The sequence below is a fragment of the Rubellimicrobium sp. CFH 75288 genome (assembly GCF_009904055.1).
In the GTDB taxonomy this organism is placed as follows: Bacteria; Pseudomonadota; Alphaproteobacteria; order Rhodobacterales; family Rhodobacteraceae; genus Rubellimicrobium.
In genome coordinates, this window is the sequence record NZ_WYDP01000003.1 from 23,597 (window position 1) to 46,606 (window position 23,010).

General features: G+C 72.4%; 22 protein-coding genes. 8 read left to right on the top strand and 14 right to left on the bottom strand.

Annotation, left to right across the window (positions count from 1 at the left end):
- The first annotated feature begins 8 nt into the window (after window positions 1–8).
- The gene (locus tag GT358_RS03420) at window positions 9–791 is read left to right on the top strand and encodes an amino acid ABC transporter ATP-binding protein (RefSeq protein WP_166581192.1); all 783 of its coding nucleotides are present in this window, start codon (window positions 9–11) and stop codon (window positions 789–791) included.
- A 138-nt stretch (window positions 792–929) separates the two neighbouring features.
- Here GT358_RS03420 and GT358_RS03425 read toward each other — a convergent pair whose 3' ends face one another.
- The 13 genes from GT358_RS03425 to GT358_RS03485 form a co-directional block, all read right to left on the bottom strand.
- Window positions 930–1,454: a histidine phosphatase family protein gene (locus tag GT358_RS03425; protein ID WP_166581193.1), complete on the bottom strand. Its 525-nt coding sequence runs from the start codon at window positions 1,452–1,454 to the stop codon at window positions 930–932.
- Window positions 1,451–2,146, bottom strand: coding sequence for a ferredoxin (locus tag GT358_RS03430; RefSeq protein WP_166581194.1), 696 nt, complete (start codon window positions 2,144–2,146; stop codon window positions 1,451–1,453). Before GT358_RS03430 ends, GT358_RS03425 begins: the two co-directional genes overlap by 4 nt.
- A complete protein-coding gene (argB, locus tag GT358_RS03435; RefSeq protein WP_166581195.1) occupies window positions 2,146–3,024 on the bottom strand; it encodes an acetylglutamate kinase in 879 nt (292 codons plus the stop codon). Before argB ends, GT358_RS03430 begins: the two co-directional genes overlap by 1 nt.
- A 10-nt stretch (window positions 3,025–3,034) precedes the next feature.
- Window positions 3,035–3,685, bottom strand: coding sequence for a ribosome biogenesis GTP-binding protein YihA/YsxC (gene yihA / locus GT358_RS03440; RefSeq protein WP_166581196.1), 651 nt, complete (start codon window positions 3,683–3,685; stop codon window positions 3,035–3,037).
- On the bottom strand, window positions 3,682–5,562 hold the full coding sequence (yidC, locus tag GT358_RS03445; protein WP_166581197.1) for a membrane protein insertase YidC: 1,881 nt from the start codon (window positions 5,560–5,562) through the stop codon (window positions 3,682–3,684). Before yidC ends, yihA begins: the two co-directional genes overlap by 4 nt.
- Window positions 5,563–5,731: 169 nt before the next feature.
- A complete protein-coding gene (locus GT358_RS03450) occupies window positions 5,732–7,258 on the bottom strand; it encodes a bifunctional diguanylate cyclase/phosphodiesterase (RefSeq protein WP_166581198.1) in 1,527 nt (508 codons plus the stop codon).
- A 77-nt stretch (window positions 7,259–7,335) separates the two neighbouring features.
- Complete coding sequence (ttcA, locus tag GT358_RS03455) at window positions 7,336–8,217, bottom strand: tRNA 2-thiocytidine(32) synthetase TtcA (protein WP_166581199.1); 882 nt, start codon at window positions 8,215–8,217, stop codon at window positions 7,336–7,338.
- A gap of 11 nt (window positions 8,218–8,228) precedes the next feature.
- On the bottom strand, window positions 8,229–8,465 hold the full coding sequence (gene yidD, locus GT358_RS03460; RefSeq protein WP_166581200.1) for a membrane protein insertion efficiency factor YidD: 237 nt from the start codon (window positions 8,463–8,465) through the stop codon (window positions 8,229–8,231).
- Window positions 8,462–8,860: a ribonuclease P protein component gene (rnpA, locus tag GT358_RS03465; RefSeq protein ID WP_166581201.1), complete on the bottom strand. Its 399-nt coding sequence runs from the start codon at window positions 8,858–8,860 to the stop codon at window positions 8,462–8,464. Before rnpA ends, yidD begins: the two co-directional genes overlap by 4 nt.
- Window positions 8,861–8,887: 27 nt before the next feature.
- A complete protein-coding gene (gene rpmH / locus GT358_RS03470; RefSeq protein ID WP_166581202.1) occupies window positions 8,888–9,022 on the bottom strand; it encodes a 50S ribosomal protein L34 in 135 nt (44 codons plus the stop codon).
- Window positions 9,023–9,129: 107 nt separating this feature from the next.
- Window positions 9,130–10,365: a lytic murein transglycosylase gene (locus GT358_RS03475; RefSeq protein ID WP_371416208.1), complete on the bottom strand. Its 1,236-nt coding sequence runs from the start codon at window positions 10,363–10,365 to the stop codon at window positions 9,130–9,132.
- A gap of 455 nt (window positions 10,366–10,820) precedes the next feature.
- Window positions 10,821–11,132 (bottom strand): hypothetical protein, encoded by a 312-nt coding sequence (locus GT358_RS03480; RefSeq protein ID WP_166581203.1) that lies wholly within the window; start codon window positions 11,130–11,132, stop codon window positions 10,821–10,823.
- Between the two features lie 171 nt (window positions 11,133–11,303).
- The gene (locus GT358_RS03485; RefSeq protein WP_166581204.1) at window positions 11,304–11,753 is read right to left on the bottom strand and encodes an Rrf2 family transcriptional regulator; all 450 of its coding nucleotides are present in this window, start codon (window positions 11,751–11,753) and stop codon (window positions 11,304–11,306) included.
- Window positions 11,754–12,284: 531 nt separating this feature from the next.
- Here GT358_RS03485 and GT358_RS03490 point away from each other — a divergent pair.
- Window positions 12,285–12,629, top strand: coding sequence for a hypothetical protein (locus GT358_RS03490; RefSeq protein ID WP_166581205.1), 345 nt, complete (start codon window positions 12,285–12,287; stop codon window positions 12,627–12,629).
- Window positions 12,630–12,822: 193 nt separating this feature from the next.
- On the opposite strand, the gene carB is transcribed toward GT358_RS03490, so the two are convergent.
- Window positions 12,823–16,149 (bottom strand): carbamoyl-phosphate synthase large subunit, encoded by a 3,327-nt coding sequence (carB, locus tag GT358_RS03495; protein ID WP_166581206.1) that lies wholly within the window; start codon window positions 16,147–16,149, stop codon window positions 12,823–12,825.
- A 170-nt stretch (window positions 16,150–16,319) separates the two neighbouring features.
- On the opposite strand from carB, the gene GT358_RS03500 reads away from it, so the two are divergent.
- The 6 genes from GT358_RS03500 to GT358_RS03525 all read left to right on the top strand — a co-directional run bounded on the left by GT358_RS03500 (window position 16,320) and on the right by GT358_RS03525 (window position 23,000).
- Window positions 16,320–17,429 (top strand): aminodeoxychorismate synthase component I, encoded by a 1,110-nt coding sequence (locus GT358_RS03500; protein ID WP_371416226.1) that lies wholly within the window; start codon window positions 16,320–16,322, stop codon window positions 17,427–17,429.
- Entirely contained in the window at window positions 17,393–18,058 is a 666-nt protein-coding gene (locus GT358_RS03505) for an aminotransferase class IV family protein (RefSeq protein ID WP_371416209.1), read from the top strand. The genes GT358_RS03500 and GT358_RS03505 overlap by 37 nt, the downstream gene beginning before the upstream one ends.
- 52 nt (window positions 18,059–18,110) lie before the next feature.
- The gene (aspS, locus tag GT358_RS03510) at window positions 18,111–19,922 is read left to right on the top strand and encodes an aspartate--tRNA ligase (RefSeq protein ID WP_166581208.1); all 1,812 of its coding nucleotides are present in this window, start codon (window positions 18,111–18,113) and stop codon (window positions 19,920–19,922) included.
- Between the two features lie 54 nt (window positions 19,923–19,976).
- Entirely contained in the window at window positions 19,977–21,476 is a 1,500-nt protein-coding gene (locus GT358_RS03515) for an FGGY-family carbohydrate kinase (RefSeq protein WP_166581209.1), read from the top strand.
- A 70-nt stretch (window positions 21,477–21,546) separates the two neighbouring features.
- Window positions 21,547–22,281 carry a GntR family transcriptional regulator gene (locus GT358_RS03520; RefSeq protein WP_166581210.1) on the top strand — a complete coding sequence of 245 codons (735 nt, stop codon included), beginning with the start codon at window positions 21,547–21,549 and terminating at the stop codon, window positions 22,279–22,281.
- Window positions 22,278–23,000: an SIS domain-containing protein gene (locus tag GT358_RS03525; RefSeq protein WP_166581211.1), complete on the top strand. Its 723-nt coding sequence runs from the start codon at window positions 22,278–22,280 to the stop codon at window positions 22,998–23,000. Before GT358_RS03520 ends, GT358_RS03525 begins: the two co-directional genes overlap by 4 nt.
- Window positions 23,001–23,010: the final 10 nt, after the last annotated feature.

The following is a 23,010-nucleotide window of genomic DNA, read 5'->3' on the forward strand; positions in this document are numbered from 1 at the left end:
AGAGACCCATGACCGACGCCGCCCTTGCCGATCCCGCCCCGCGCCCCGCCCTGGGCGAGGTGGCGGTCCAGATCACCGGCATGAACAAGTGGTACGGCCAGTTCCACGTCCTGCGCGACATCAACCTGACGGTGATGCGGGGCGAGCGGATCGTCATCTGCGGGCCCTCGGGCTCGGGCAAGTCCACGCTGATCCGCTGCATCAACCGGCTGGAGGAGCACCAGTCGGGCCGCATCGTGGTGGACGGCACCGAGCTGACCTCGAACCTCAAGAACATCGACAAGGTGCGCTCGGAGGTGGGGATGGTGTTCCAGCACTTCAACCTGTTCCCGCACCTGACCGTCCTCGAGAACTGCACGCTGGCGCCGATCTGGGTGCGCAAGGTCCCCAAGCGCGAGGCCGAGGAGACGGCCATGCACTTCCTGCGCAAGGTCCGCATCCCCGAGCAGGCCAACAAGTATCCCGGCCAGCTCTCGGGCGGGCAGCAGCAGCGCGTGGCGATCGCGCGCAGCCTGTGCATGCGGCCCAAGATCATGCTCTTCGACGAGCCCACGAGCGCGCTGGACCCGGAGATGATCAAGGAGGTCCTCGACACCATGATCGAGCTGGCGCAGGAGGGGATGACGATGCTCTGCGTCACCCACGAGATGGGCTTTGCGCGGCAGGTGGCGGACCGCGTCATCTTCATGGACCAGGGCCAGATCGTCGAGCAGAACGAGCCCGAGGCCTTCTTCAACAATCCCCAGTCGGAGCGGACCAAGCTGTTCCTCAGCCAGATCCTGGGGCACTGAGCGCCGCAGCGCATGGGGCGGGCGCGCGGGGCGTCCGTGGCGGTGAGGCCGGGGGCGCATGGCGCCCTTCCCCGCCAGGGGGAGGGGGGCGATTCGCCCCCGGCCTCCTCCGTATAGCACCGGGGGGTTAAGATCCGGTTAACGCGGCCGGCCCTCCCGCGGCAGGTCGGCGGGGACGGCAAAGGCGTGGACCCGGCCTTGGCCGTCGCGCAGGGCGGACCAGTCGGCCATGGCGAAGTCGAGCACGGCGACGGCGCAGGTCGGGTAGTCGTGCCAGCGCGCGTGGTCCGGCGCGCGGCGGGCAAGACGCGCGGCGAGCTGTCCGAGGCCGGGATTGTGCCCGACCAGCGCGAGCGGCGAGGCGGTCGCTTCGGCCTCGAGAAGGGACACCATCGCCTCGGGGGTCGCGTGGTAGAGGGCGGCGCGATGCTCGACCTCGGGCGCGGGGCTCCAGGCGGGCAGCATGAGGGCCAGCGTCTCGCGCGTGCGGACGGCGTCCGAGCACAGGACGCGGGCGGGCACGGCGCCCTGCGCGGCGATCCAGACGCCCATGCGCGGCGCGTCGCGCCGGCCGCGCCGGTTGAGGGGGCGGGCATGGTCGGGCAGCGTCGGGTCGCCCCAGTCGGACTTGGCGTGCCGGATGAGGACAAGGCGCAGGGTCATGGGTGGAAGGCCCTCATGTGAAAGGCCGCCTGGGCGGCGGGGCGACGGCCCTGTCCGACGGGGCAGGCGCGGCGGACCCGGCAGCCATCCGTCCGGCATGGCACCCCCGCAGGGCCGTCGAGAAAGGCATGGCAGGCAGGCACGTCGTAGCCCGCCGCCGTGAGCGCGCGGGGCGGGCAGGCGGAAAGGCAGGGAGCGGGGCAGCCCTGGCAGGGTGGGCTCTCGGCCGGCGGAGGCGGGGCCGGGTCTGGGAGCAGGACCGCACCGCGCAGCGACACCCAGAGGCCCGCCGTGTTGTCCACCAGAAGGCCCACGGGAGAGGACCAGATCCGCCCCGTCCGCAGCGCCCAAGCAATGAAGGGCCGCCAGGGGGGACCGCCGAAGGGAAAGGCCGCCTTCCCCCCCAGCGCGCAGGCGAGCCGCCCGATGACCCGGTGCGACCAGCGGTCGAGCGGGTCTGGGCGGCCGTCCCCCGCCTCGGGCGAGGCGGAGAAGCGGGTCCAGAAGCCGGGCTCGTCCGGGGCGAGAAGGGCGGCCGAGCGCAGGCGCGGGGGCAGGCCGTCCCCGGCCTCGAGCGGGGCGATTCCGGCCAGCCGCAGGCCGTGGGGGGCAGCCAGAGCGGCGAGGCGGGCGAAGGGGTCGGCGCCCGGCGGCGGGGCGGCGGGAAGGCCTTGGTCCGCCGCGCGCTCCATTACCGCCGCCGGCGCCGGGCGTCCGATTCGGGGCCGCGCACGATGGTGCCCGCGCCCGCATCGGTGAAGAGTTCGATCAGCGCGGCATTGGGCAGGCGGCCGTCGAGAATGACGGCGGCGCGCACGCCGGCCTCGAGCGCGTAGAGGGCGGTCTCGGCCTTGGGGATCATGCCGCCCGTCACAGTTCCGTCCGCGATCAGGGCACGCAGCCCCTCGGCCGTCAGTTCGCGCAGGACCTCTCCCGTGCGGTCCTTGACGCCGGGCACGTCCGTGAGCAGCAGCAGCCGGTCGGCGCGCAGGGCCCCCGCGATGGCGCCTGCGGCCGTGTCGCCATTGACGTTGAACGTCTCGTTGTCGGCGGTGCCCGTGGCGACGGGGGCGACGACGGGGATGATCCCGGCGGCCGTGAGGTCGCGCAGGACCTGGACGTTCATCTCGACCGGGCGGCCGACGAAGCCCAGTTCGGGGTCGTCGGCCTCGCACACCATGAGGTCGTCGTCCTTGCCGGAGATGCCGACCGCGCGGCCGCCCGCATCGTTGATGGCCTGGACGATGCGCTTGTTGACGAGGCCGGACAGGATCATCTCGACCACCTCCACGGTGGCCCGGTCGGTCACGCGCTTGCCGCGCACGAAGGCCGATTCGATGCCCAGCTTGTCGAGCATGGCATTGATCATGGGGCCGCCCCCATGGACCACGACGGGGTTGATGCCGACCTGGCGCATCAGCACCATGTCGCGCGCGAAGAGCGCCATGGCGGCGTCGTCGCCCATGGCGTTGCCGCCGAACTTCACCACCACGGTCGCGCCCGAATAGCGCTGAAGGTAGGGCAGCGCCTCGGACAGGGTGCGGGCGGTGGCGATCCAGTCGCGGTTCATGGGCGGGCCTTCAGGCGATGGCGGCAATGGCGGCGCGGAGCGTGGGGATGCCCTCGCCCGTCTCGGAGGAGGTGACGACGAGCTCGGGATAGGCGGCCGGATGGGCGCGCAGGGCGGCGCGTACACCCTCCAGCGTGGCGGCCCGCACGCGGGGTCCGATCTTGTCGGCCTTGGTCAGCACGGCCTGGAAGGGGACGGCGGCGCGGTCGAGAAGCGACAGGATCTCCGCGTCGGCGGCCTTGATCCCGTGGCGCGAGTCGATCAGCACGAAGGCCCGCCGCAAGGAGGGGCGGCCCGAGAGGTAGTCGCGCAGCAGCGCCTGCCAGCGGCGGACCACGGCGAGCGGCGCCTCGGCATAGCCGTAGCCGGGCAGGTCCACGAGGTAGTGGCTGGAGCCCAGCGCGAAGAAGTTCACCTCCTGCGTGCGGCCGGGTGTGTTGGAGGCGCGGGCGAGCCCCTTGCGGCCGGCGAGCGCGTTGATGAGGCTCGACTTGCCGACATTGGAGCGGCCGGCGAAGCAGATCTCGGCCCGGTCGGGCGGCGGCAGGCCGTCCATGGCGACGGCGCCCTTGAGGAAGTCGATGGGCCCCGCGAACAGGAGCCGCCCGCGCTCGGCCGCCTCCGGGTCGGGGGCGGGCGCCTCGGGGAAGGGGAGCATCACTTGCCCTTGGGCGGCTCGGGCCCGTTGGCGGGCCGGGGGGCCTTGCGGAAGCCGTCGCGGATGTTGCCGAAGATGTCGGGTCGCGTCCCGTGGCTCCACATGATGAGGTATTGCTGGATGAAGGTGATGATGTTGTTGGCGATCCAGTAGAGCACGAGGCCCGAGGCGAAGCTGCCCAGCATGAACATGAAGATCCAGGGCATCCAGGCAAAGATCATCCGCTGGGTCGGGTCGGGGGGCAGGGGGTTCAGCTTCTGCTGGAGCCACATGGAGATGCCGAGAAAGATCGGCAGCACGCCCAGAGAGAAGATGAAGAAGAACGAATCCTGTCCCGGCGTGCCCCAGGGCAGGAGGCCGAACAGGTTGAGGATCGAGGTCGGATCGGGCGCGGACAGGTCACGGATCCACAGGATCCACGGGGCGTGGCGCAGCTCGATCGTGACGAAGATCACCTTGTAGAGGGCGAAGAAGATCGGGATCTGGATCAGGATGGGCAGGCAGCCCGCGGCCGGGTTCACCTTGTTGTCCCGGTAGAGCTTCATGATCCCCTGCTGGAGCGCCTGGCGGTCGTCGCCCACCTTCTCGCGCAGCGCCTCCATCTGGGGCTGGAGTTCCTTCATGCGCGCCATGGCGGCATAGGACTTCCAGGCGAGCGGCAGGACCAGCGCCTTGATGACCACGGTCAGGCCGATGATGGCCCAGCCCATGTTGCCGATCAGCAGCTTGAGGTGGTGGAGCAGCCAGAACATGGGCTTGGTCAGGAACCAGAACCAGCCCCAGTCGATCGAGTCCACGAAGCGGTAGACGCCCGCGCGCTGATAGTCGCGGATGGTCGCCCATTCCTTGGCGCCGGCGAAGATCATGGTGCTGTATTCGAGTGCCGCACCCGGGGCGAGCGTCTCGGGCGTCTTGCGCGCGAGCGTCTGGAACACGTCCTGACCGGGGATGAAGCGCGCGACCGAGCGGAAGGGGGTGCCCGGCTCGGGGATGAGGGTGGTCATCCAGTACTTGTCGGTAAAGCCGATCCAGCCGTTCTGCGTCACCTCCACGGCCTCCTGGCGGGAGCCGTCGGGGGCGGGGTCGAGGTCGGGCAGGTTGCCGTAGCTGATCTCCTGCAGGCGGCCGTCGGACATGCGCACGACGCCCTCGTGCAGGATGAAGAAGCCGCTGGTCGGCTCGCGCCCGTCGCGGGCGATGAAGCCGTAGGGCGAGAGGGTGACGGCCGTGTCGCCCGTGTTCTCCACCCGGTCGGCGACCGTGAACATGAAGTTCTCGTCCACGCTGATCGTGCGCACGAAGGTGAGCCCCGCGCCGTTGTCCCATTCGAGGGTCACGGGATCGGCGGGCGTGAGCGTGGCGAGAACGGGCGCGTCGGCGCGCGGGCTGCCCTCCTCGGGCGGGATGTCGGTCGGGGGTGCGCCGTCGCGCAGCCGCCAGAGCGTGTCGGGGCCAGGCGTGGCGTCGGGCCCGAGCCCCTCTCCCCCGGCCCAGCCCTGGACCACGTAATAGGGGAAGGCCGAGCCCGGCGGCGTGAGAAGCCGCACGAGCGCCGGATCGTCGAGCGTGACGCGGTAGCCGCGCAGGGCGAGGTCGTCGAGCCTGGCGCCGCGCAGCGACAGCGAGCCGGTCAGCGAGGGCGTCTCGATGGCGATGCGCGGCGCCTCGATCGCGGGACCGCCCTCCAGCGCGGCCCCGAGCGCGGCGCCCGGCTCGCCGGCATCGGGCGCTGCGACTTCGGCGGGCACGGTGCCGGCGGTCACGGTCGAGGGGTCGGGGCTCGGGGCCTGCTCCGGCGGCGGAAAGATCAGGAACCACGTCAGGATGACGAGAAAGCTGAGCGCCGTCGCCAGGATGAGGTTCTTGTTCTGGTCGTCCATCGGAGTCACGCAGGCCGCTCGGGGATCGAGTGCTTCAAGACCCGACAGGCCGAAAGGTCAAGCGCTTTCGCCCCCCGGGCGGCACCGCGCCGCGCGCCACCCCGTGCCGGACGCGATCAACCTTTCGTGCCGCAGGCACCCTGTGACGTCCGGCCGCGCGGCGACCCCGTCAGACGACCCGCAGGTGGGACGGTCCCCCCTCTCGCTCGGCGTCCCAGCCGCGGATCCAGGCCTCCGTCTCCTCGAGCGGCATGGGTCGCGCGATGCCGAAACCCTGGACGTGGCCGCAGCCCAGCCGCGCGAGCATGGTCCGCTCGCCGGCCGTCTCCACCCCCTCGGCCAGCGTGTCGAGGCCAAGGCGTTCGGCCATGGTGAGGATCGCGCCCACCATCCGCGCCTGCTCGGCATCCTCGTCGATGCGGGCGACAAAGGAGCGGTCGATCTTGATGCGCTCGATGGAGAAGCGGCGGATGGAGCTGATCGAGGCATGTCCGGTGCCGAAATCGTCGAGATCGAGACAGCAGCCCAGCCGCGCCAGCCCGGCGAGGTTGCGGATCACCATGTCATCGGGCCGTGCGGCGACCACGGTTTCGAGCACTTCGACCACGAGGCGGTCCGGGGTGAGGTCGAAGCGCTCGATCTCCCAGCCGATGCGGTCCAGGAGACGCGGATCGCAGAGTTCGGCCGAGGAGAAGTTGACGCCGATCCGCGGGACGGCAAGGCCGAGCCCGTCCCACCGCCGCAGGGCGGAGAGCGCCTCCGACAGCATCACCTCGCCCAGGCGGGGCATGAGGCCTGCCTCCTCCACGGCCGGGAGGAATTCGCCCGGCGGCAGGAGTCCGCGGGCAGGATGCACCCAGCGCGCCAGCGCCTCGAACCCCGTGATCGCGCCCGTGCGGGTGGAGATCTGGGGCTGGAAGAAGGCCCGCACCTCGCCCCGGTCGAGGGCGGCGGCCACTTCCTCGCCGAGGCTGCCCTGGGTGATGGCGCGGCGGCGCATCGCCTCCGAATAGGAGCGGATCGCGGAGGGGCCGTGGCGCCCCGCCTCGATCGCTGCGAGCGCGGCGGCTTGGAGCAGCGTCTCGCCCGTGGGGGCCTGAAGCCGGGCGGGAAGCGCGAAGCCGATGGACACGGTCGGGTGGACGGCGAAGCCGCCGACGGCGACGGGTTCGCTGAGCGTGCGCTGAAGCCGCCCGGCCAGCTGGATGGCCGATTCGAGATCCATGCGGCGCGCCGGCGACAGGGCGGCGGCGAAGCAGGGCCCGTCCAGCCGCGCGACGACGTCGCTGCCGCGCAGCACCCCGCCCAGCCGGGCCGCGGTGACCGACAGGAGGCGATCCAGCACGGGGTGGTCGTGCCGCTCCTCCAGAAGCTTGAAGCGGTCGATTTCCACGACCAGCGCGGCGGTGGCTCCGCCCCCGCGCGCGGCGTCCGGCAGCCAGCGGTCGAGCGCGGCGACAACGGCCCCCCGCCGCGGCAGGCCGGTTGCGGCATCCCGGTCCGGGCAGGGCGTGCGCGCCGCAGCGGCGGCCATCCCCAGCAGGGCCGCCGCGATCGTCAGGCTGCCCACGGCGGCCGGCACCGCACCCCCGGTGGCAAAGAGGACGGGAGCCGCAAGGACCGGCAGCGACAGCAGTGCCGGCTGCGCACGCAGGCGAAGCCAGAGTCGGCGGGCGCAGTCGCGGGGATTCGGCATGGGCTGGGACCCTCCCGTTCGGAGCCGGGGCCCGGCCCCGGTTTCCACAATCTACGGGAGAGAATCCTACCAAACCGTTAAGATGCCGCCCCCTCGGGCAAACTTTCCCCCCGGGGCACGAGGGCGGCGAAGTCCCACAGGTCCGGGTCGGGCAATTGCGAGGGGCGGACCGAGCAGAGCGCCCGGAAGAGCGCCGCGCGCCGGCCGGGATGGGCGCGCTCCCACTCGTCGAGAAGGGCCTTGATGCGGGCGCGCTGCAGCCCCTCCTGCGAGCCGCAGAGGTCGCAGGGGATGATCGGATAGCCCATCGCGCGGGCGAACCGGTCGCAATCGGCCTCGGCCACATGGGCCAGCGGGCGCAGCACCAGAAGGTCGCCCTCGTCGTTCAGCAGCTTGGGCGGCATGGCGGCGAGGCGGGCGCCGTGAAAGAGGTTGAGAAAGAACGTCTCGAGGATGTCGTCGCGGTGATGGCCGAGCACGACCGCCTGGCAGCCCTCCTCGCGCGCGATGCGGTAGAGGTTGCCGCGCCGGAGCCGCGAGCAGAGCGAGCAGTAGGTCTTGCCCGCGGGGATCCTGGCGGTGACGACGGAGTAGGTGTCCTGGTACTCGATCCGGTGGGGCACGCCCATGCGCGTCAGGAAGTCGGGCAGGACGGTCGCGGGAAAGCCCGGCTGGCCCTGGTCGAGGTTGCAGGCGAGCAGGTCCACGGGCAGCAGGCCGCGCCATTTCAGCTCGTGCAGGATGGCGAGAAGGGTGTAGCTGTCCTTGCCCCCCGACAGGCAGACGAGCCAGCGGTGCCCCGGCGTGACCATGGCGTAGCGCCCGAGCGCCTCGCGCACGTCCTGCACGAGCCGCTTGCGCAGCTTGCGGAACTCGGTCGTGCGGGGGGCGCCGGCGAACAGGGGATGGATGTCGTCGGGGGCGTCCTCGAGCGGTGGGGGAAGGTCGGCGTCGAGCATGGCGGCTCCGGTCAGGAGGGGCGGCGCGGCGGGGGCACGTCGTCCACGCCGAAGCCCCCCCAGGGATGGCAGCGGGCGAGGCGGCGGAGCGTGAGCCAGCCACCCCGGAGCGCGCCGTGGCGGGCGAGCGCCTCGAGCGCGTAGGCCGAGCAGGTGGGGGTGTAGCGGCAATGGTGGCCGAGCCAGGGCGACAGGACCAGGCGGTAGGCGCGCACGGGCAGGGCGAGAAGCCAGGCGGCGGGGGTCATGCGGCGTCCTCCCGCGGGGGCGGCGGGGCGGGGCGGGCGGCGGCGTCGGCCCTGGCGTGGAGGCGGGCGAGCAGGGCGGAGAGGTCGGAGAGGAGGTCGGCGAAGGGGCGGGCGGCCGTCTCCTCGGGGCGGCCGATCAGGACATAGTCCCAGCCCGCGCGCCCCTCGCGCGGCAGGACCGCGCGGGCGGCGGCGCGCAGGCGGCGCTTGGCGCGGTTGCGGGCGACGGCGCCGCCCACCTTGCGCGAGCAGGTGAAGCCCACGCGCAGGGGTCCGTCGTCGCCGCGCGGGCGCGCCTGGAGGCCGAGCGCTGGCGTGCCGGCGCGCAGGGCGGCGGAGGCGGCCACGAAGTCGGCGCGCCGCTTGAGGACCGCGAGCGGTCCGGCGGTGCCCATGACGCGCGCCCCGTCAGGCCCCCGGCCTCAGGCGCAGAGCACCTTGCGGCCGCGGGCGCGGCGGGCGTTCAGGATCTTGCGGCCCGACTTGGTGGCCATGCGGGCGCGAAAGCCGTGGCGCGCCTTGCGGACGCGGTTGGAGGGCTGGAAGGTGCGTTTCATGGCGCGGACTCCTTGGGCGGCGGGCGCGCGAGGTCCGGCCCCGGCGCGCAGGCATTCGAGCGTCGTCCCTTAGCGGCGCTGCCCCGGCCTGTCAACGCGCGGAGGGCTCAGCGGGCGAGGGCGGCGACGGCCTCGCGGTCGGGGAAGCAGGTGGGGGCGCGGCCCGTCGCCTCCTGCCAGCGGCCGATGGCGCGGCGGGTGCGGAAGCCCGCGAGCCCGTCCGCCCCGCCCGTGTCGTGGCCCAGCGCCTGGAGCCCGCGCTGCATCGCCGCGACGCCCGCCCGGTCGAGCCGGTCCACCGGCCCCCAGCCCGTCCGGAACGGCCCCGCGCCGAAGGCGATGCGGTCGCCCACATGACCCACGAACAGCGCATAGAGGTCGGAGGTGTTGTATTCCTTGAGCGCGTAGAAGTTGGGCGTGACGAGGAAGGCCGGGCCGTGGCGGCCGGCGGGCAGGACGAGAAAGCCCTCGCCCGCGCGTTCGTGGGCCGGGAAGGGGCGGCCGTTGGCGCGGACCACCCCCATCGCCTCCCACTCGGCGATGGGGCGGCCCTGGTCGGGGCCCTCGAGCGCGCAGGAGAGGGTGGGGGGCAGGACGACCTCGAAGCCCCAGTCGCGGCCCCGCACCCAGCCGTGGCGGGCGAGATAGGTGGCGATGGAGGCGATCGTGTCGGCCTCGGAGGTCCAGATGTCGGCGCGGCCGTCGCCGTCCCCGTCGGTCGCGTGGGCGAGCACGCTGGAGGGCATGAACTGGGGCTGGCCCAGCGCGCCTGCCCAGGAGGAGCGCAGGCCCCCCGGAGGGGCGAGGCCCGCCTCGACCACGCGGAGCGCGGCGACGAGCTCGGCGGTGAAGAAGGGGGCGCGGGTGCTCATGAAGGCCTTGGTGCCCAGCACCTCGAAGGCGTCGTGGCGCAGGGGGGCCGTGCCATAGGCGCTCTCGCGGCCCCAGACGGCGAGGATGATGTGGCCCGGAACGCCGGTCGCGCGCTCGACGGCCGCGAGGGTGGCGGCGTGGCGCGCGGCCATGCGGCGTCCGCCCTGGGCGGCGGCCTCGAGTCCTGCCGGGTCGAAATAGGCGGCCGGGGCGCCGAACTCGGCCTGGCGCTGGGGGGGCGGGGCGGATGTGCCGGGGGGGACGAGGTCGGGCAGGTCCCAGTTGAGGCGCACGCCCCCGAGCGCGGCGTCGAAGGTGGCACGCGAGACGCCCTGCGCCTGGGCCACCGGCCAGACCGTTCCCTCGAGCCAGGCGCGGAACTGCCGCTCGACGGCGGCACGGTCCTGGGCGGCGGCGGGGGCTGCGAGTCCGACGAGAAGCGCGGCGAGGCGGAGAATGGGGCGGATCACGGGCAGGCTCCGGAGCAGGTGGCCCGTCCTTTGCGCCCGATCCGGCCGCAGGGGGCAAGACCGGGCGCGCGAAGACGCCGTTGCCGGCCGGATTCGGCCGAACCGCGCCCCGCTGGGGCCGCAGGGGCGCCGTGCACGAGGCGCGGGCCGTTCCCGCGCCGGGGGGTCACAGGACGGCAGGCCACAAGGCCGCAGGCGATGTCATCGAACACCATCGCGCTTCGGACAAGCCCGCAGGACTTGACCACCAAGCCCGCGCCGCAGTCCTGCCGGGGGGCCGGTCGGTTCCGTCCGTCGGGACGGGCGCGCCCCAATCTGCCGCCCGATCTCCGGTCCGCGCAGAGGCAGGCGTCCGGCCCGGAACTCGGGGGCAGCGGCGCCCTCGGCACGCCCGGCGGGATCGAGAGCGCAACGGGAGACAGCGGGGCAGCGGGCGGATGGTTCCGGGTCCGCCGTCAGGTGGAAAAGACGGCTTCGGCCTTGCGACGGATCTCGGACGCGGAGTCGTCCAGGCGACAGGGGGGCGTCTGCGCTTCGGCTGCCAATATTGCCGCGAGCGGCAGCGCGGCGGCGCTCCGGAGATCCCGGAGGGCGCCGGGGTCGGCATGGTGCAGAGGGTCGGAACGCTGCGACGGCGCCCCCTCCACCACCCGGCCTGCGGCGTGCCGGTGGCCCAGATCGACCACGACGCGACCATCGGGCAGGCGTCCTATGGCAGGTCCCTGGGCCAGGACGTAGGGCGAGACGAGCACGGTCAGATAGCCCATAGGAGATCTCCTGTCGGTCGGGCCACGGCCGCGTGACCCGTGGCAACAAATATCGACTCAATCAGTCGAGATTTGCAAGCAGAAAATCTCGCCTGCTGAGATCGTGATTTTGTCCCGGGGTCGGGAAGCCCGCCGAGATGCGGAGGCGCAGCGCGGCCGGCACGGCTGCGGTCAGGCGCCGAAAACGTGGGCGGCCGTTCCGGGCTCGGTCGACAGGTCGGCCAGCGTCAGGGATTCGATGAGCACCAAGTAGGCCCAGAACACCTCGCCGAAGACGCGCCGGATGGGGCAGGCTGTCTCGTCGCGGCAATCCTCGCAGCGTGCATAGAAGCGGCGGGACAGGCAGGGGAGCGGCGCCATCGGCCCTTCGATCAGGCGCAGAAGCTCGGCCAGCGGGACCGTGGACGGCTCCTGCACGAGCCGGTAGCCACCGGCGCGGCCCCGGATGGAGGTGAGAAGTCCGGCGGCGCGCAGTTCGAGCAGGATATGCTCGAGAAAGCGCTTGGGCGTGCCCGCGCGGCGGGCGATCTCCTCGATCCGCAGGGCACCGTCGCCGGTCGCACGCGCCTCGGCCAGCACGATGAGCGCCTTGAGGGCGTACTTCATCTTCTGCGTGATCATGTCTGCGGCCTAGAGGTTTCGCCGCCCTGCCGCAATGGCAGATCGACGGCGCCCGCGCCTGCAGGCCAGGGCTTCGCACTGCGCCCCGCGGGCGGCCCTCCTCTCGGCTGGGCCGGAATATGGGGGCCCTATGGCTCGCTTTCGTGCCATGACGCGCGTTGGGAGGAGTGGCCCCGCGGGCCGGCGCAGCCGGTTCGGCCCGAACCAAGGAGCAGGCGGAGAAAGCCCCCGCAGGCGCCCCGGTTCCGGGCTGTCCCTCCGCAAGGTGGCGGGACCGGATGGCGCCCGGGGTGAGTCGTAGCAGGAAAAGGTTGAGAAAGGGTTAAGCTTTCCGAGTGGCGGCGAGCGATTGCCGCCTTTCCGGAACCGGTCAGCCCGTCGCGGCGGGGCGTCGCGAAAAATCTCGACGCCGCCTGACGATCCGACTGCAGTTGAGGCATCGACGATTAATCCGTCAGTCGGCTGCCTGTTGTTGGGGGCAGCCGGCTGTGATTAGAAGGCGGGGAGGCATACAGGGGGAAACTCACCAAGATGTTGCGACATCCGTTATGGATCGGGGGCTGGCTGATCGTTGTGGCGGGTTTCGGGCTGTTGATCTTCTGGGCGCCTGTATCCGTCCGCGGGTATGGCATGGAAAGCCAGCCTGTCCTGAACCTCCACAGGCTCGAAATCAGTCGTGGCCTCATGTGGATTGGTTTTGTGCTCTCCGTCAGCGGTGCCATTATCGAAGGTTTCACAAGTCTTCGTGAAGCACGCGCAGCTTCACCGGCGACAGGGATTGCAGATGAAGACCTGGAACCGGAGATGGAGGAAGACCTGGAACCGGACATGAATGTGGTGACGATCAAGGATCGTCAGGGTCGAGATGATCGTTGATGATCGGACATGATGGGGTGATCCGCGCAGATACCCTGACGGGGCCGAAGGAGTTTGCTTCCGTTGAGGCGGCCCGGGAATATTTCCGATAGTCCGGGGCAGGCGCCTCGACAAACCGCCCCGCCATTCCGGTGTGAATGCCTTCGAGATCGGCCGACGATCGAGCCGGCGGCCGATCCGGGGCGCAGATGCCTCACGCCTGCAGCGACCTCACCCCGACCTCGCCTTCCTGCCGTGCCCGGATCGCCTGGGCGGCCGCGTGGGCGCCGGCGGCGGTGGTGAAGTAGGGGATGCGCTCGGACAGGGCGACGGCGCGGATGTCGCGGCTGTCGGCGATGGCCTGCGCCCCCTCGGTCGTGTTCATGACAAGGGCGATCTCGCCGTCCTTGAGGCGGTCCACGATGGTGCGGCCCCCCTCGTGGAGCTTGTTGACCGTCTCGCAGGGCAGGCCGAGCCCGGCGAGCCAGGCGGCGGTGCCGCGCGTGGCCACCAGCGTGAAGCCGAGCCCGAGCAGCGTCTCGCAGGCCTCCTGCATGGTCGGACCCTTGTCGGCGTCGCGGATGGAGACGAACACCCGGCCCCCCTCGGGCAGGTGGACGCCCGCGCCCATCTGGGCCTTGAGAAAGGCGCGGGGGAAGGAGCGGTCCCAGCCCATGACCTCGCCCGTCGAGCGCATCTCGGGCCCGAGGATCGTGTCCACGCCGGGAAAGCGCGCGAAGGGCAGAACCGCCTCCTTGACCGAGAACCACGGCATCGCCGGGTCCGCGAGCGTCATCGGGTCCGCATAGGGCAGCGGCGTGTCGTAGGAGACGTTCTGGTAGGGCAGGCGGACGGGAAAATCCGACAGCCGTTCGCCCGCCATCAGGCGCGCGGCGATGGAGGCGATGGCGCTGTCGGTGGCCTTGGCCACGAAGGGGACGGTGCGGGACGCCCGGGGGTTCACCTCGAGCAGATACACCTCGCCGTCCTTGACCGCGAACTGGACGTTCATCAGGCCGACGACCTTCAGCGCGAGGGCGAGCGCCTTCGTCTGGCGCTCGATCTCGGCGACGGTCTCGGGGGGCAGCGTGTGGGGGGGCAGGCAGCAGGCGGAATCGCCGCTGTGCACGCCCGCCTCCTCGATATGCTGCATGATGCCCGCGACATGGACGTCCTGTCCGTCCGAGAGCGCGTCCACGTCCACCTCGGTCGCGCCCGCGAGATAGGAATCGAGCAGCACGGGGCTGTCGCCCGAGACATGGACGGCCTCGCGGATGTAGCGGTCGAGCTGGGCCTCGTCGCGCACGATCTCCATGGCGCGGCCGCCCAGCACGTAGGAGGGGCGGATCACGAGGGGGAATCCGATCTCGCGGGCGATGGCCAGCGCCTCGTCGGCGGAGCGGGCGATGCCGTTGCGGGGCTGTTTCAGGCCGAGCCGCTCCACGAGGCCCTGGAAGCGCTCGCGGTCCTCGGCCAGGTCGATGGCGTCGGGCGTGGTGCCGAGGATGGGGATGCCCGCCGCGTGGAGCGCGCCCGCGATCTTGAGCGGCGTCTGGCCCCCGAACTGGACGATGACGCCGAGCAGCGTGCCGCGTTCCTGCTCGACGCGCAGGATCTCCATGACGTGCTCGAAGGTGACGGGCTCGAAGTAGAGGCGGTCGGAGGTGTCGTAGTCGGTCGAGACCGTCTCGGGGTTGCAGTTGACCATGATGGTCTCGAACCCGGCCTTCGACAGCGCGAAGCAGGCGTGGCAGCAGCAATAGTCGAATTCGATGCCCTGGCCGATCCGGTTGGGCCCGCCGCCGAGGATGACGACCTTGCGCGCCCCGGTGGGCCGCGCCTCGCACTCGGCCTCGCCCATCGCGGGGGTTTCGTAGGTCGAGTACATGTAGGGGGTCTGGGCCTCGAACTCGGCGGCGCAGGTGTCGATGCGCTTGAAGACGGCCCGCACGCCGAGCCGTTCGCGCGCGCGGCGGACCTGCCCCTCGTCGCGTCCCGTCAGACGCGCGAGACGGGCATCGGTGAAGCCCATCGCCTTGAGCGCGCGCAGCCCGTCCTCGGTGACGGGCAGGCCCTCGCGGCGGACGCGCTCCTCGGTGGCGACGATCTCGCGGATGCGGGCGAGGAACCACGGGTCGTAGGCGGTGGCCTGCTGGATCTCGTCGTCGGTCAGGCCGTGGCGCATGGCCTGGGCGATCGTGCGCAGCCGGTCGGGCGTGGCGCGCGACAGGGCGGCGACGATCGCGGCCTTGTCCGGGGCGCCGGGGATGGCGACCTCGTCGAAGCCCGAGAGGCCCGTCTCGAGCCCCGCAAGCGCCTTCTGGACCGATTCGTGGAAGGTGCGGCCGATCGCCATGACCTCGCCCACCGACTTCATGGCGGTGGTCAGTTCGGGCCTGGCGCCGGGGAACTTCTCGAAGGCGAAGCGGGGGATCTTGGTCACGACATAGTCGATCGCGGGCTCGTAGGAGGCCGGCGTGACGCGCGTGATGTCGTTGTCGAGCTCGTCGAGCGTGTAGCCCACGGCGAGCTTGGCCGCGACCTTGGCGATGGGAAAGCCCGTGGCCTTGGAGGCGAGCGCGGAGGAGCGCGAGACGCGGGGGTTCATCTCGATCACGACCATGCGGCCGTCCGCCGGGTTGATCGCCCACTGGACGTTGGAGCCCCCGGTCTCCACCCCGATCTCGCGCAGCACGGCGATGGAGCCGTTGCGCATCTCCTGGTATTCGCGGTCGGTCAGCGTCAGCGCGGGGGCGACGGTGATCGAGTCGCCCGTATGGACGCCCATCGGGTCCACGTTCTCGATGGAGCAGACGATGATGGCGTTGTCGGCGCGGTCGCGGACCACCTCCATCTCGAACTCCTTCCAGCCGAGAAGGGATTCATCCACGAGGATCTGGCCCACGGGGCTCGCGTCCATGCCGGAGCGGCAGAGCGCCTCGTATTCCGCGCGGTTGTAGGCGACGCCGCCCCCGGTGCCGCCCAGCGTGAAGGCGGGGCGGATGATGGCCGGCAGGCCCACGCGCTCGAGCGCCTCGAGCGCGAGGCGCACGCCTTCGCGCAGGTCGCGGCGCCCGTTCACGAGGGGCGCGGTGACGATCTCGGCGCGGGGGTTCTGCAGGCCGATGCGCTCCATCGCCTCGCGGAAGAGCTTGCGGTCCTCGGCCTTCTCGATGGCCTCGCGCCGCGCGCCGATCATCTCCACCCCGAAGCGGTCGAGCACGCCCATGTCCGCGAGCGCGAGCGCGGTGTTGAGCCCGGTCTGGCCGCCCATGGTGGGCAGGAGCGCGTCGGGCCGCTCCTTCTCGATGATCTTGGCCACGATCTCGGGGGTGATGGGCTCGATATAGGTGGCGTCGGCCATTTCCGGGTCGGTCATGATCGTGGCCGGATTCGAGTTCACGAGGATGACGCGGTAGCCCTCCTCGCGCAGGGCCTTGCAGGCCTGGGCGCCGGAATAGTCGAACTCGCAGGCCTGGCCGATGACGATGGGTCCGGCACCGATGATGAGGATCGAGTGGATGTCGGTCCGCTTCGGCATGGCCCTGTCCCCGCGTGAAGGTCGCGCGCGCTTATAGTGGAGGGGGGCCGCGCCGCAAGGCGGGGCGGCCTGGTCGCCGGGGCGATCCGAGGGGTCGCGTCCGCGCGTTGACGCGCGGCGCGCGCGGGCCTAGCGGGGCGGCGGCTTTGTCTCGGCGGCGGCGCATGACCCTGGTGCTTCTCGATCACGGACCCGGCGGACGCCCGGCGCGCTTTGCCGCCGCGCGCGAGGTGGTCGCCGCCCGGACGCCGGACGAGGTGGGCGCGGCGCTCGCGCGGGCCGACCGGGCGCGGGCGGAGGGCGCCTGGATCGCGGGCTGGATCGGCTACGAGGCGGGCGCGGCCTGGGAGCGGCGGCTGGCCGGAGTGTGGCGCGGGGGCGGGGGGCCGCTTCTGGCGCTGGGGCTGTTCGACGGGCCGGAGCCCGACCGGGACGCAGGTCCGGGCGGTCCGGCAAGCCTGACCCCGGCCGAGCCGATGGTGTCGCGGGCCGATTACGGGCGGGCGATCGCGCGCGTGCTCGACTATGTGGCCGCCGGGGACTGCTATCAGGTGAACCTGACCTTTCCGCTGGCCGCGCGGCTGCGGGGCGACCCGCTGGCGCTGTGGCGGCGGCTGCGGGCGGCGGGGCCGGTGGGGCACGGGGCGTTCTGCGATCTCGGGGTCGGACCGGTCGTGGCCTCGCTCTCGCCGGAGCTGTTCTTCCGGGTGGAGGGCGACCGGATCGCGGCGCGGCCCATGAAGGGGACGGCGCCGCGCGACCGGGACGCCACGCGGGACGCGGTGCTGCGCGAGGGGCTGCGCGGATCGGCCAAGGCGCGGGCGGAGAACCTGATGATCGTGGACCTCCTGCGCAACGACATCGGGCGGATCGCGCAGCCGGGCAGCGTGGCGGTGCCCGCGCTCTACGAGGTGGAGCCCTATGCGACGGTGCACCAGATGACCTCGACCGTCACGGGGCGACTGGCCGCCCGGCCCGCCCTGGCGGGGCTGATGCCCGCGCTCTTTCCCTGCGGGTCGGTCACGGGGGCGCCCAAGATCCGTGCGATGCAGATCATCCGCGAGGTGGAGCCCTTCGCGCGCGGCCCCTATTGCGGGGCGGTGGGGTGGATGGCGCCGGGGGGCGATTGCGACTGGTCCGTGGCGATCCGCACGGTGGTGATCGAGGGCGAGGCGGTGACGGTCGGCGTCGGCGGCGGGGTCGTGGCCGATTCCACGGCCGACGGCGAGTGGGAGGAGGCGTTGTGGAAGGCGCGGTTCCTGGAGGCGGCGACGGGCTGAGCGACGACGGCGATCCCGCCCTGCGGCTGATCGAGACGCTGGCCTGGGACGGGAGGGGCCCCCTGCGCGAGGCGCGTCATCTCGACCGCATGGCGGCGGGGGCGGCGCGGCTCGGCTGGCCCTTCGACCGGGGGGCGGCGGCGGCGGCCCTGCGGGCGGGGCGAAGGGGCCCTGCGCGGCTGCGCCTGACGCTGGGGCGCGACGGCGTGCCGGCCGTGGAGGAGGGGCCGCTGCCGGCGCCGATCGGCCTGTGGCGGGTGCGGGTGCATCCGGTGCGGCTGCGCTCGGGCGATCCGTGGCTGCGGGTCAAGTCCACCCGCCGCGCTCTCTACGACGCGGCGCGGGCGGCGCTGCCCCCGGACCTGGACGAGTGGCTGTTCCTGAACGAGCGGGGCGAGGTCTGCGAGGGCACGATCACCACGCTGTTCTTCGACCGGGGTGACGGTCTGCGGACGCCGCCGCTGTCCTGCGGCTGCCTGCCGGGGGTGCTGCGTGCGGAGATGCTGGAGCGGGGCGCCGCGCGCGAGGAGGTGCTGCGGGCCGGGGATCTGGGCCGGGTGCGGCTGGCGCTGGGCAACGCGCTGCGGGGGCTCGCCCCGGCGCGGCTGGAGCCCGGCGGCGCGGGTTGACTTCCCGGTTCCTTTGCGATGGATCGGCGCGACCGTCCCGGAGGGCCCCCCGATGCACCGCTATCGCAGCCATACCTGCGCCGACCTGCGCCCCGAACATGTGGGACAGGAGGTGCGCCTGGCGGGCTGGGTCCACCGCGTCCGCGACCATGGCGGCATCCTGTTCGTGGACCTGCGCGACCATTACGGGATCACCCAGTGCCTGGCCGACCCGGACTCGCCCGCCTTTGCCGAGGTGGAGCGGCTGCGCGCGGAATGGTGCGTGCGCCTCGACGGGGTGGTGAAGGCGCGCGATCCGTCGCTGGTCAACCCCAAGATTCCGACGGGCGAGGTGGAGGTGTTCGTCCGCGCGGTGGAGGTGCTGGGGCCTGCGGGCGAGCTGCCGCTGCAGGTGTTCGGGGATCAGGACTATCCGGAGGAGACGCGGCTGCGCTTCCGCTTTCTCGACCTGCGGCGCGAATCCATGCAGCGCAAGATGGTGCTGCGGTCGGACGTGGTGCGTCACCTGCGCGAGGCGATGTGGGGCGAGGGCTTCCGCGAATACCAGACGCCGATCATCACCGCCTCCTCGCCCGAGGGCGCGCGCGACTTCCTGGTGCCGTCGCGGCTGCATCCGGGCAAGTTCTATGCGCTGCCGCAGGCGCCGCAGCAGTTCAAGCAGCTGCTGATGGTGTCGGGCTTCGACCGCTATTTCCAGATCGCGCCGTGCTTTCGCGACGAGGACCCGCGCGCGGACCGCTCGCCCACCGACTTCTACCAGCTCGACATGGAGATGAGCTTTGTCGAGCAGGAGGACGTGTTCGCCACGATGGAGCCGGTGATCCGGGGCCTGTTCGAGCGGTTCGGGGGCGGGCGCAAGGTCGATGCCGACTGGCCCCGGATCAGCTATCGCGACGCGGCCCTGTGGTATGGGACGGACAAGCCCGACCTGCGCAACCCGATCAGGATGCAGGTCGTGTCCGAGCATTTCCGCGGGTCGGGCTTCAAGGTCTTTGCCTCGCTCCTCGAGCAGGAGGGAACGGAGGTGCGCGCGATCCCCGCGCCGGGCGGGGGGTCGCGCGCGTTCTGCGACCGGATGAACGCCTGGGCGCAGAAGGAGGGTCTGCCGGGGATGGGCTACATCTTCTGGCGCGAGGCGGAGGGGGGCATGGAAGCCGCGGGCCCCGTGGCCAAGAACATCGGCCCCGAGCGGACGGAGGCCATCCGGGCGCAGCTCGGCCTGGGCGCGGGGGATGCGGCCTTCTTCCTGGGCGGCCATCCCGAGCGCTTCGAGCGGATCGCGGGCCGTGCGCGCGTGGTGATCGGCGACGAGCTGGGCCTGACCGAGACGGACCGCTTCGCCTTTGCCTGGATCGTGGACTTTCCGATGTACGAGAAGGACCCCGAGACGGGGAAGGTGGACTTCTCGCACAATCCCTTCTCCATGCCGCAGGGGGGGATGGAGGCGCTTGCGGGCGATCCCCTCGCGGTCCTGGGGTTCCAGTACGATCTGGCCTGCAACGGCTACGAGCTGGTCTCCGGCGCGATCCGCAACCACAAGCCCGAGATCATGTTCCGGGCCTTCGAGGTGGCCGGATACGGCCGCGAGGAGGTGGAGCGGCGCTTCGGCGGAATGGTCAACGCCTTCCGCTTCGGGGCGCCGCCGCACGGGGGCTGCGCGATGGGCATCGACCGGGCGGTGATGCTGCTTGCGGGCGAGGAGAACATCCGCGAGGTGATCCTGTTCCCGATGAACCAGCGGGCCGAGGACCTGCTCATGGGGGCGCCCTCGGAGCCGACGCCGCAGCAGCTGCGCGAACTCGGGCTGCGCGTTGCGGTCGAGCGGCCGAGGGAACGCGAGGCGGCGGATCGCGCGGAGGCTTGACCTCGGGCGCCCGACCCCCTCCCCCTGCGGCCGGAGCGGCGCGAGGGGGGGCACATGGACCTGTTTCTGGGGGTGGATGCGGGCTCGTCGGTCTGCAAGGCGGCCGTGTTCGACGGCGCCGGTCGCGCGGTCTCCGTCGCGGCCGAGCCCACGCCGCTGCGCCGGCCCGCCCCGGGCCGTGTGGAGGCCGACCCGGAGACCGCCTGGGCTGCCGCCGTCCGCGTCATTGCGCGCGCCCTTGACGGGGCGCGGGGCAGGGGGGAGGTCGCCGCGCTCGGCCTGTCGGGCGCCATGGTCGGGGCGTGGGTGGTGGACGAGGCGGGCCGGACGCTGCGGCCCGGCATCAACTGGGAGGACAGCCGCGCCGGCCCCCTGATCGACGCGCTGGAGGCGGCCCGGCCCGGCACGCTGGCCGAGATCTTCCGCATGTCGGGCTCGGTGCTCCAGCAGGGCTGCACGCTGCCCGTGCTGGCCTGGCTGCTCCGCCACGAACCGGCGCTGATGGCGCGGGCGCGCTGGGTCCTGGGATACAAGGACTGGCTCCGGCTGCACCTGACCGGAGAGGCGGCCACGGACCCGAGCGAGGCGGCGGTCGCTCCGGGCGACGCGCGCGCGCAGGATCGGAGCGGGGCCATGCTGCGGCTGTTCGGGCTGGAGGAGGCCGCCCGGCTGCTGCCGCCGGTGCGCCCCTCCGCGTCCGTGGCAGGCGGGCTGACGGCCGCGGCCGCGCGGGCGACGGGCCTGCCTGCGGGCCTGCCCGTGGCGGTGGGGACGGGCGACGTGCCGGCCAACGTGATCGGCGCCGGCGGTCTGCGGGACGGGGCGCTCACGGCCCTTCTGGGGACCACCTGCATGGTCGGGCTGTGCCTGTCCGAACCGGTCTTCGAGCCGGCCGATCTGGGCCTTCTGTTCTCGCTGCCCGACCGGCACTGGTTCCGGTCGATGGTCAACGTGGCGGGGACGCTGAATCTCGACTGGGCGATGCGGCTGCTCTGCCCCGACCTGCCCCGCGGCCCGGAGCGGTTCGAGCGGCTGGATGCGATGGTGGCGGCCGAGCCGGTGGGGGCGCGGGGCGTCGTGTATCTTCCCTACCTGAGCGAGAGCGGCATCATCGCCCCCGTCGTGGACGCCGCGGCACGGGCGCAGTTCAGCGGCCTGCAGCCGTCGCACGACCGCGCGGCGCTCCTGCGCGCCGTTCAGGAGGGTGTGGCCTTCGCCATCGCCGACCTGTGCGAGGTTCTGGGAGCGTCGGCCGGGCCGCTGACGCTGACCGGCGGCGGCGGGCGCAGCCGGCCCTGGTGCGACATGATCGCCGCCGCGACCGGGCGCGAGGTCGTGGTGCCGGACGGAGAGGAGTTCGGCGCCCGGGGGGCGGCCCTGCTCGCCGCGGTGGCGGTGGGACGGTTCGCCTCGGTCGCCGAAGCCTCGGATGCCGTCCGGGGCGGCGGCGGGCGGCGCCACGCCCCGGACCGGTCCCGCACGGCCGAATGGGACACCGCCCGCGAGCGGTATCGTCAGGCGCGGAACCGGCTGCTGAGCCGGGCGGACGGCTGAAAAAAGTCCCTTGCGTCGCGTGTCGTGGTCTATACCATGGGGATGGTGGTCCGGTCCAACACGGGGTGTCATGCCGCGTCCCCTGCCCAAATACCGCCAGGTCGCGGACGCCCTGGCCGCCGAGATCAGCGCCGGCCGCCTGCGCTCGGGCGACCAGGTTCCCTCGGAGCGGGCGATCGCCGATGCCATGCGGGTCAGCCGCATGACCGCGCGCCAGGCCCTGCGCCATCTGGCCGAACGGGGCATCGTGCGTCCGCAGGCGGGACAGGGCACCTTTGTCGGGCGGCTGCCGATCCGGCAGGACCTGTCGGTGCTGACGAGCTTCACCGAGGAGATGGCGCGCCGCGGCCGGCAGGCCCGCAGCCTCGTCGTGGAGGCGGGGCGCTGGCGCGCCGAACCGGACGTGGCGCGCGCGCTGGGGCTTCGGGCAGGCGGCGAGGTGTGGCGCATCAAGCGCGTCCGGCTGATGGACGACGAACCCGTGGCGATCGAGACCACGGCGGTCGTGGCGACCCTGACGCCGGGGCTGCTCGAGAAGGGCAACTGGGAACGGGCCTCCCTCTACGAGAGGCTGCGCGAGGATTACGGCATCCGGCCGGCCAGCGCCGACCAGACGCTGGCTGCGGCGCTGGCCGATCCGTCGGTGGCCGCCCCTCTGGGCATCGCGCCGGGCGCGGCGGTCCTGCGTCTCGTGCGCGTGACGCGCGACGAGGAGGGGCGTGCCTTCGAGCATGTGCGCTCGGTCTATCGCGGCGACCTGTTCCTGATGCGGGTTCGCCTCAGCCTGGGAGAAGCCGACACATGACCGGGACGGCACAAGCCTATCTGCGCGAGATGTCCCGGCGGCTGGGCGAGCTGGCCGAGGCGGCGGATCTCGGGCCTGCGGTCGAGGCGATCGCCGCATCCGTGCGGGCCGGAGGACTCACCTATGTGTTCGGGACCGGGCATTCCCATCTCCTGGCCCTCGAGCTGCATTATCGCGCCGGGGGGCCTGCCTTTGTCGTGCCGGTCCTGGACGAGCCGCTGATGCTGCACGAGGGGGCGGTGGCCTCGACGCTGCGCGAGCGGGAGAGCGGCGTCGCGGCCGAGGTCCTGGGTCGCTATGCGATCGGTCCGGGCGACGTCCTGATCGTGGTGTCCAATTCGGGCGTCAATGCCGTCCCGGTCGAGGCGGCGCGGGCAGGCCGGTCGCGCGGCGCCACGGTGATCGCGCTCACCTCGCTCGACTATTCGACAACCGCCGCCGCCGGGCGTCCCACCCTGGCCGGCGAGGCCGACATCGTGCTCGACAACCGGCTGCCGCCCGGCGACGCGCTGGTCGCCCTGCCGGGCACCTCGCTGCGCGCCGGGCCGGGCTCCACCGCCATCGGAGCGGCGCTGCTCCATGCCGTCTTTGCCGAAGTGGCCGCCAGGCTGGCGACCGAAGGGGCGCCGCCCCTCTACCTCAGCGCCAACATGCCGGGCGCCGGGGACAACAACAGGGAGCTGGTCGAGCGGTTCCGCCCGCGCAACCCGCATCTCTGATCCACCAACG

Coding starts and splice junctions, on each gene's coding strand:
- GT358_RS03480 (WP_166581203.1), bottom strand. CDS start 11,132: ATGGGCTATCTGACCGTGCTCGTCTCGCCCTACGTCCTGGCCCAGGGA.
- argB (WP_166581195.1), bottom strand. CDS start 3,024: ATGAACCGCGACTGGATCGCCACCGCCCGCACCCTGTCCGAGGCGCTG.
- ttcA (WP_166581199.1), bottom strand. CDS start 8,217: ATGCTCGACGCCGACCTTCCCCCACCGCTCGAGGACGCCCCCGACGAC.
- GT358_RS03490 (WP_166581205.1), top strand. CDS start 12,285: ATGTTGCGACATCCGTTATGGATCGGGGGCTGGCTGATCGTTGTGGCG.
- GT358_RS03450 (WP_166581198.1), bottom strand. CDS start 7,258: ATGCCGAATCCCCGCGACTGCGCCCGCCGACTCTGGCTTCGCCTGCGT.
- yidC (WP_166581197.1), bottom strand. CDS start 5,562: ATGGACGACCAGAACAAGAACCTCATCCTGGCGACGGCGCTCAGCTTT.
- aspS (WP_166581208.1), top strand. CDS start 18,111: ATGCACCGCTATCGCAGCCATACCTGCGCCGACCTGCGCCCCGAACAT.
- rpmH (WP_166581202.1), bottom strand. CDS start 9,022: ATGAAACGCACCTTCCAGCCCTCCAACCGCGTCCGCAAGGCGCGCCAC.
- GT358_RS03485 (WP_166581204.1), bottom strand. CDS start 11,753: ATGATCACGCAGAAGATGAAGTACGCCCTCAAGGCGCTCATCGTGCTG.
- GT358_RS03520 (WP_166581210.1), top strand. CDS start 21,547: ATGCCGCGTCCCCTGCCCAAATACCGCCAGGTCGCGGACGCCCTGGCC.
- rnpA (WP_166581201.1), bottom strand. CDS start 8,860: ATGGGCACCGCCGGACCGCTCGCGGTCCTCAAGCGGCGCGCCGACTTC.
- GT358_RS03430 (WP_166581194.1), bottom strand. CDS start 2,146: ATGGAGCGCGCGGCGGACCAAGGCCTTCCCGCCGCCCCGCCGCCGGGC.
- GT358_RS03425 (WP_166581193.1), bottom strand. CDS start 1,454: ATGACCCTGCGCCTTGTCCTCATCCGGCACGCCAAGTCCGACTGGGGC.
- yidD (WP_166581200.1), bottom strand. CDS start 8,465: ATGACCCCCGCCGCCTGGCTTCTCGCCCTGCCCGTGCGCGCCTACCGC.
- GT358_RS03420 (WP_166581192.1), top strand. CDS start 9: ATGACCGACGCCGCCCTTGCCGATCCCGCCCCGCGCCCCGCCCTGGGC.
- GT358_RS03525 (WP_166581211.1), top strand. CDS start 22,278: ATGACCGGGACGGCACAAGCCTATCTGCGCGAGATGTCCCGGCGGCTG.
- GT358_RS03515 (WP_166581209.1), top strand. CDS start 19,977: ATGGACCTGTTTCTGGGGGTGGATGCGGGCTCGTCGGTCTGCAAGGCG.
- carB (WP_166581206.1), bottom strand. CDS start 16,149: ATGCCGAAGCGGACCGACATCCACTCGATCCTCATCATCGGTGCCGGA.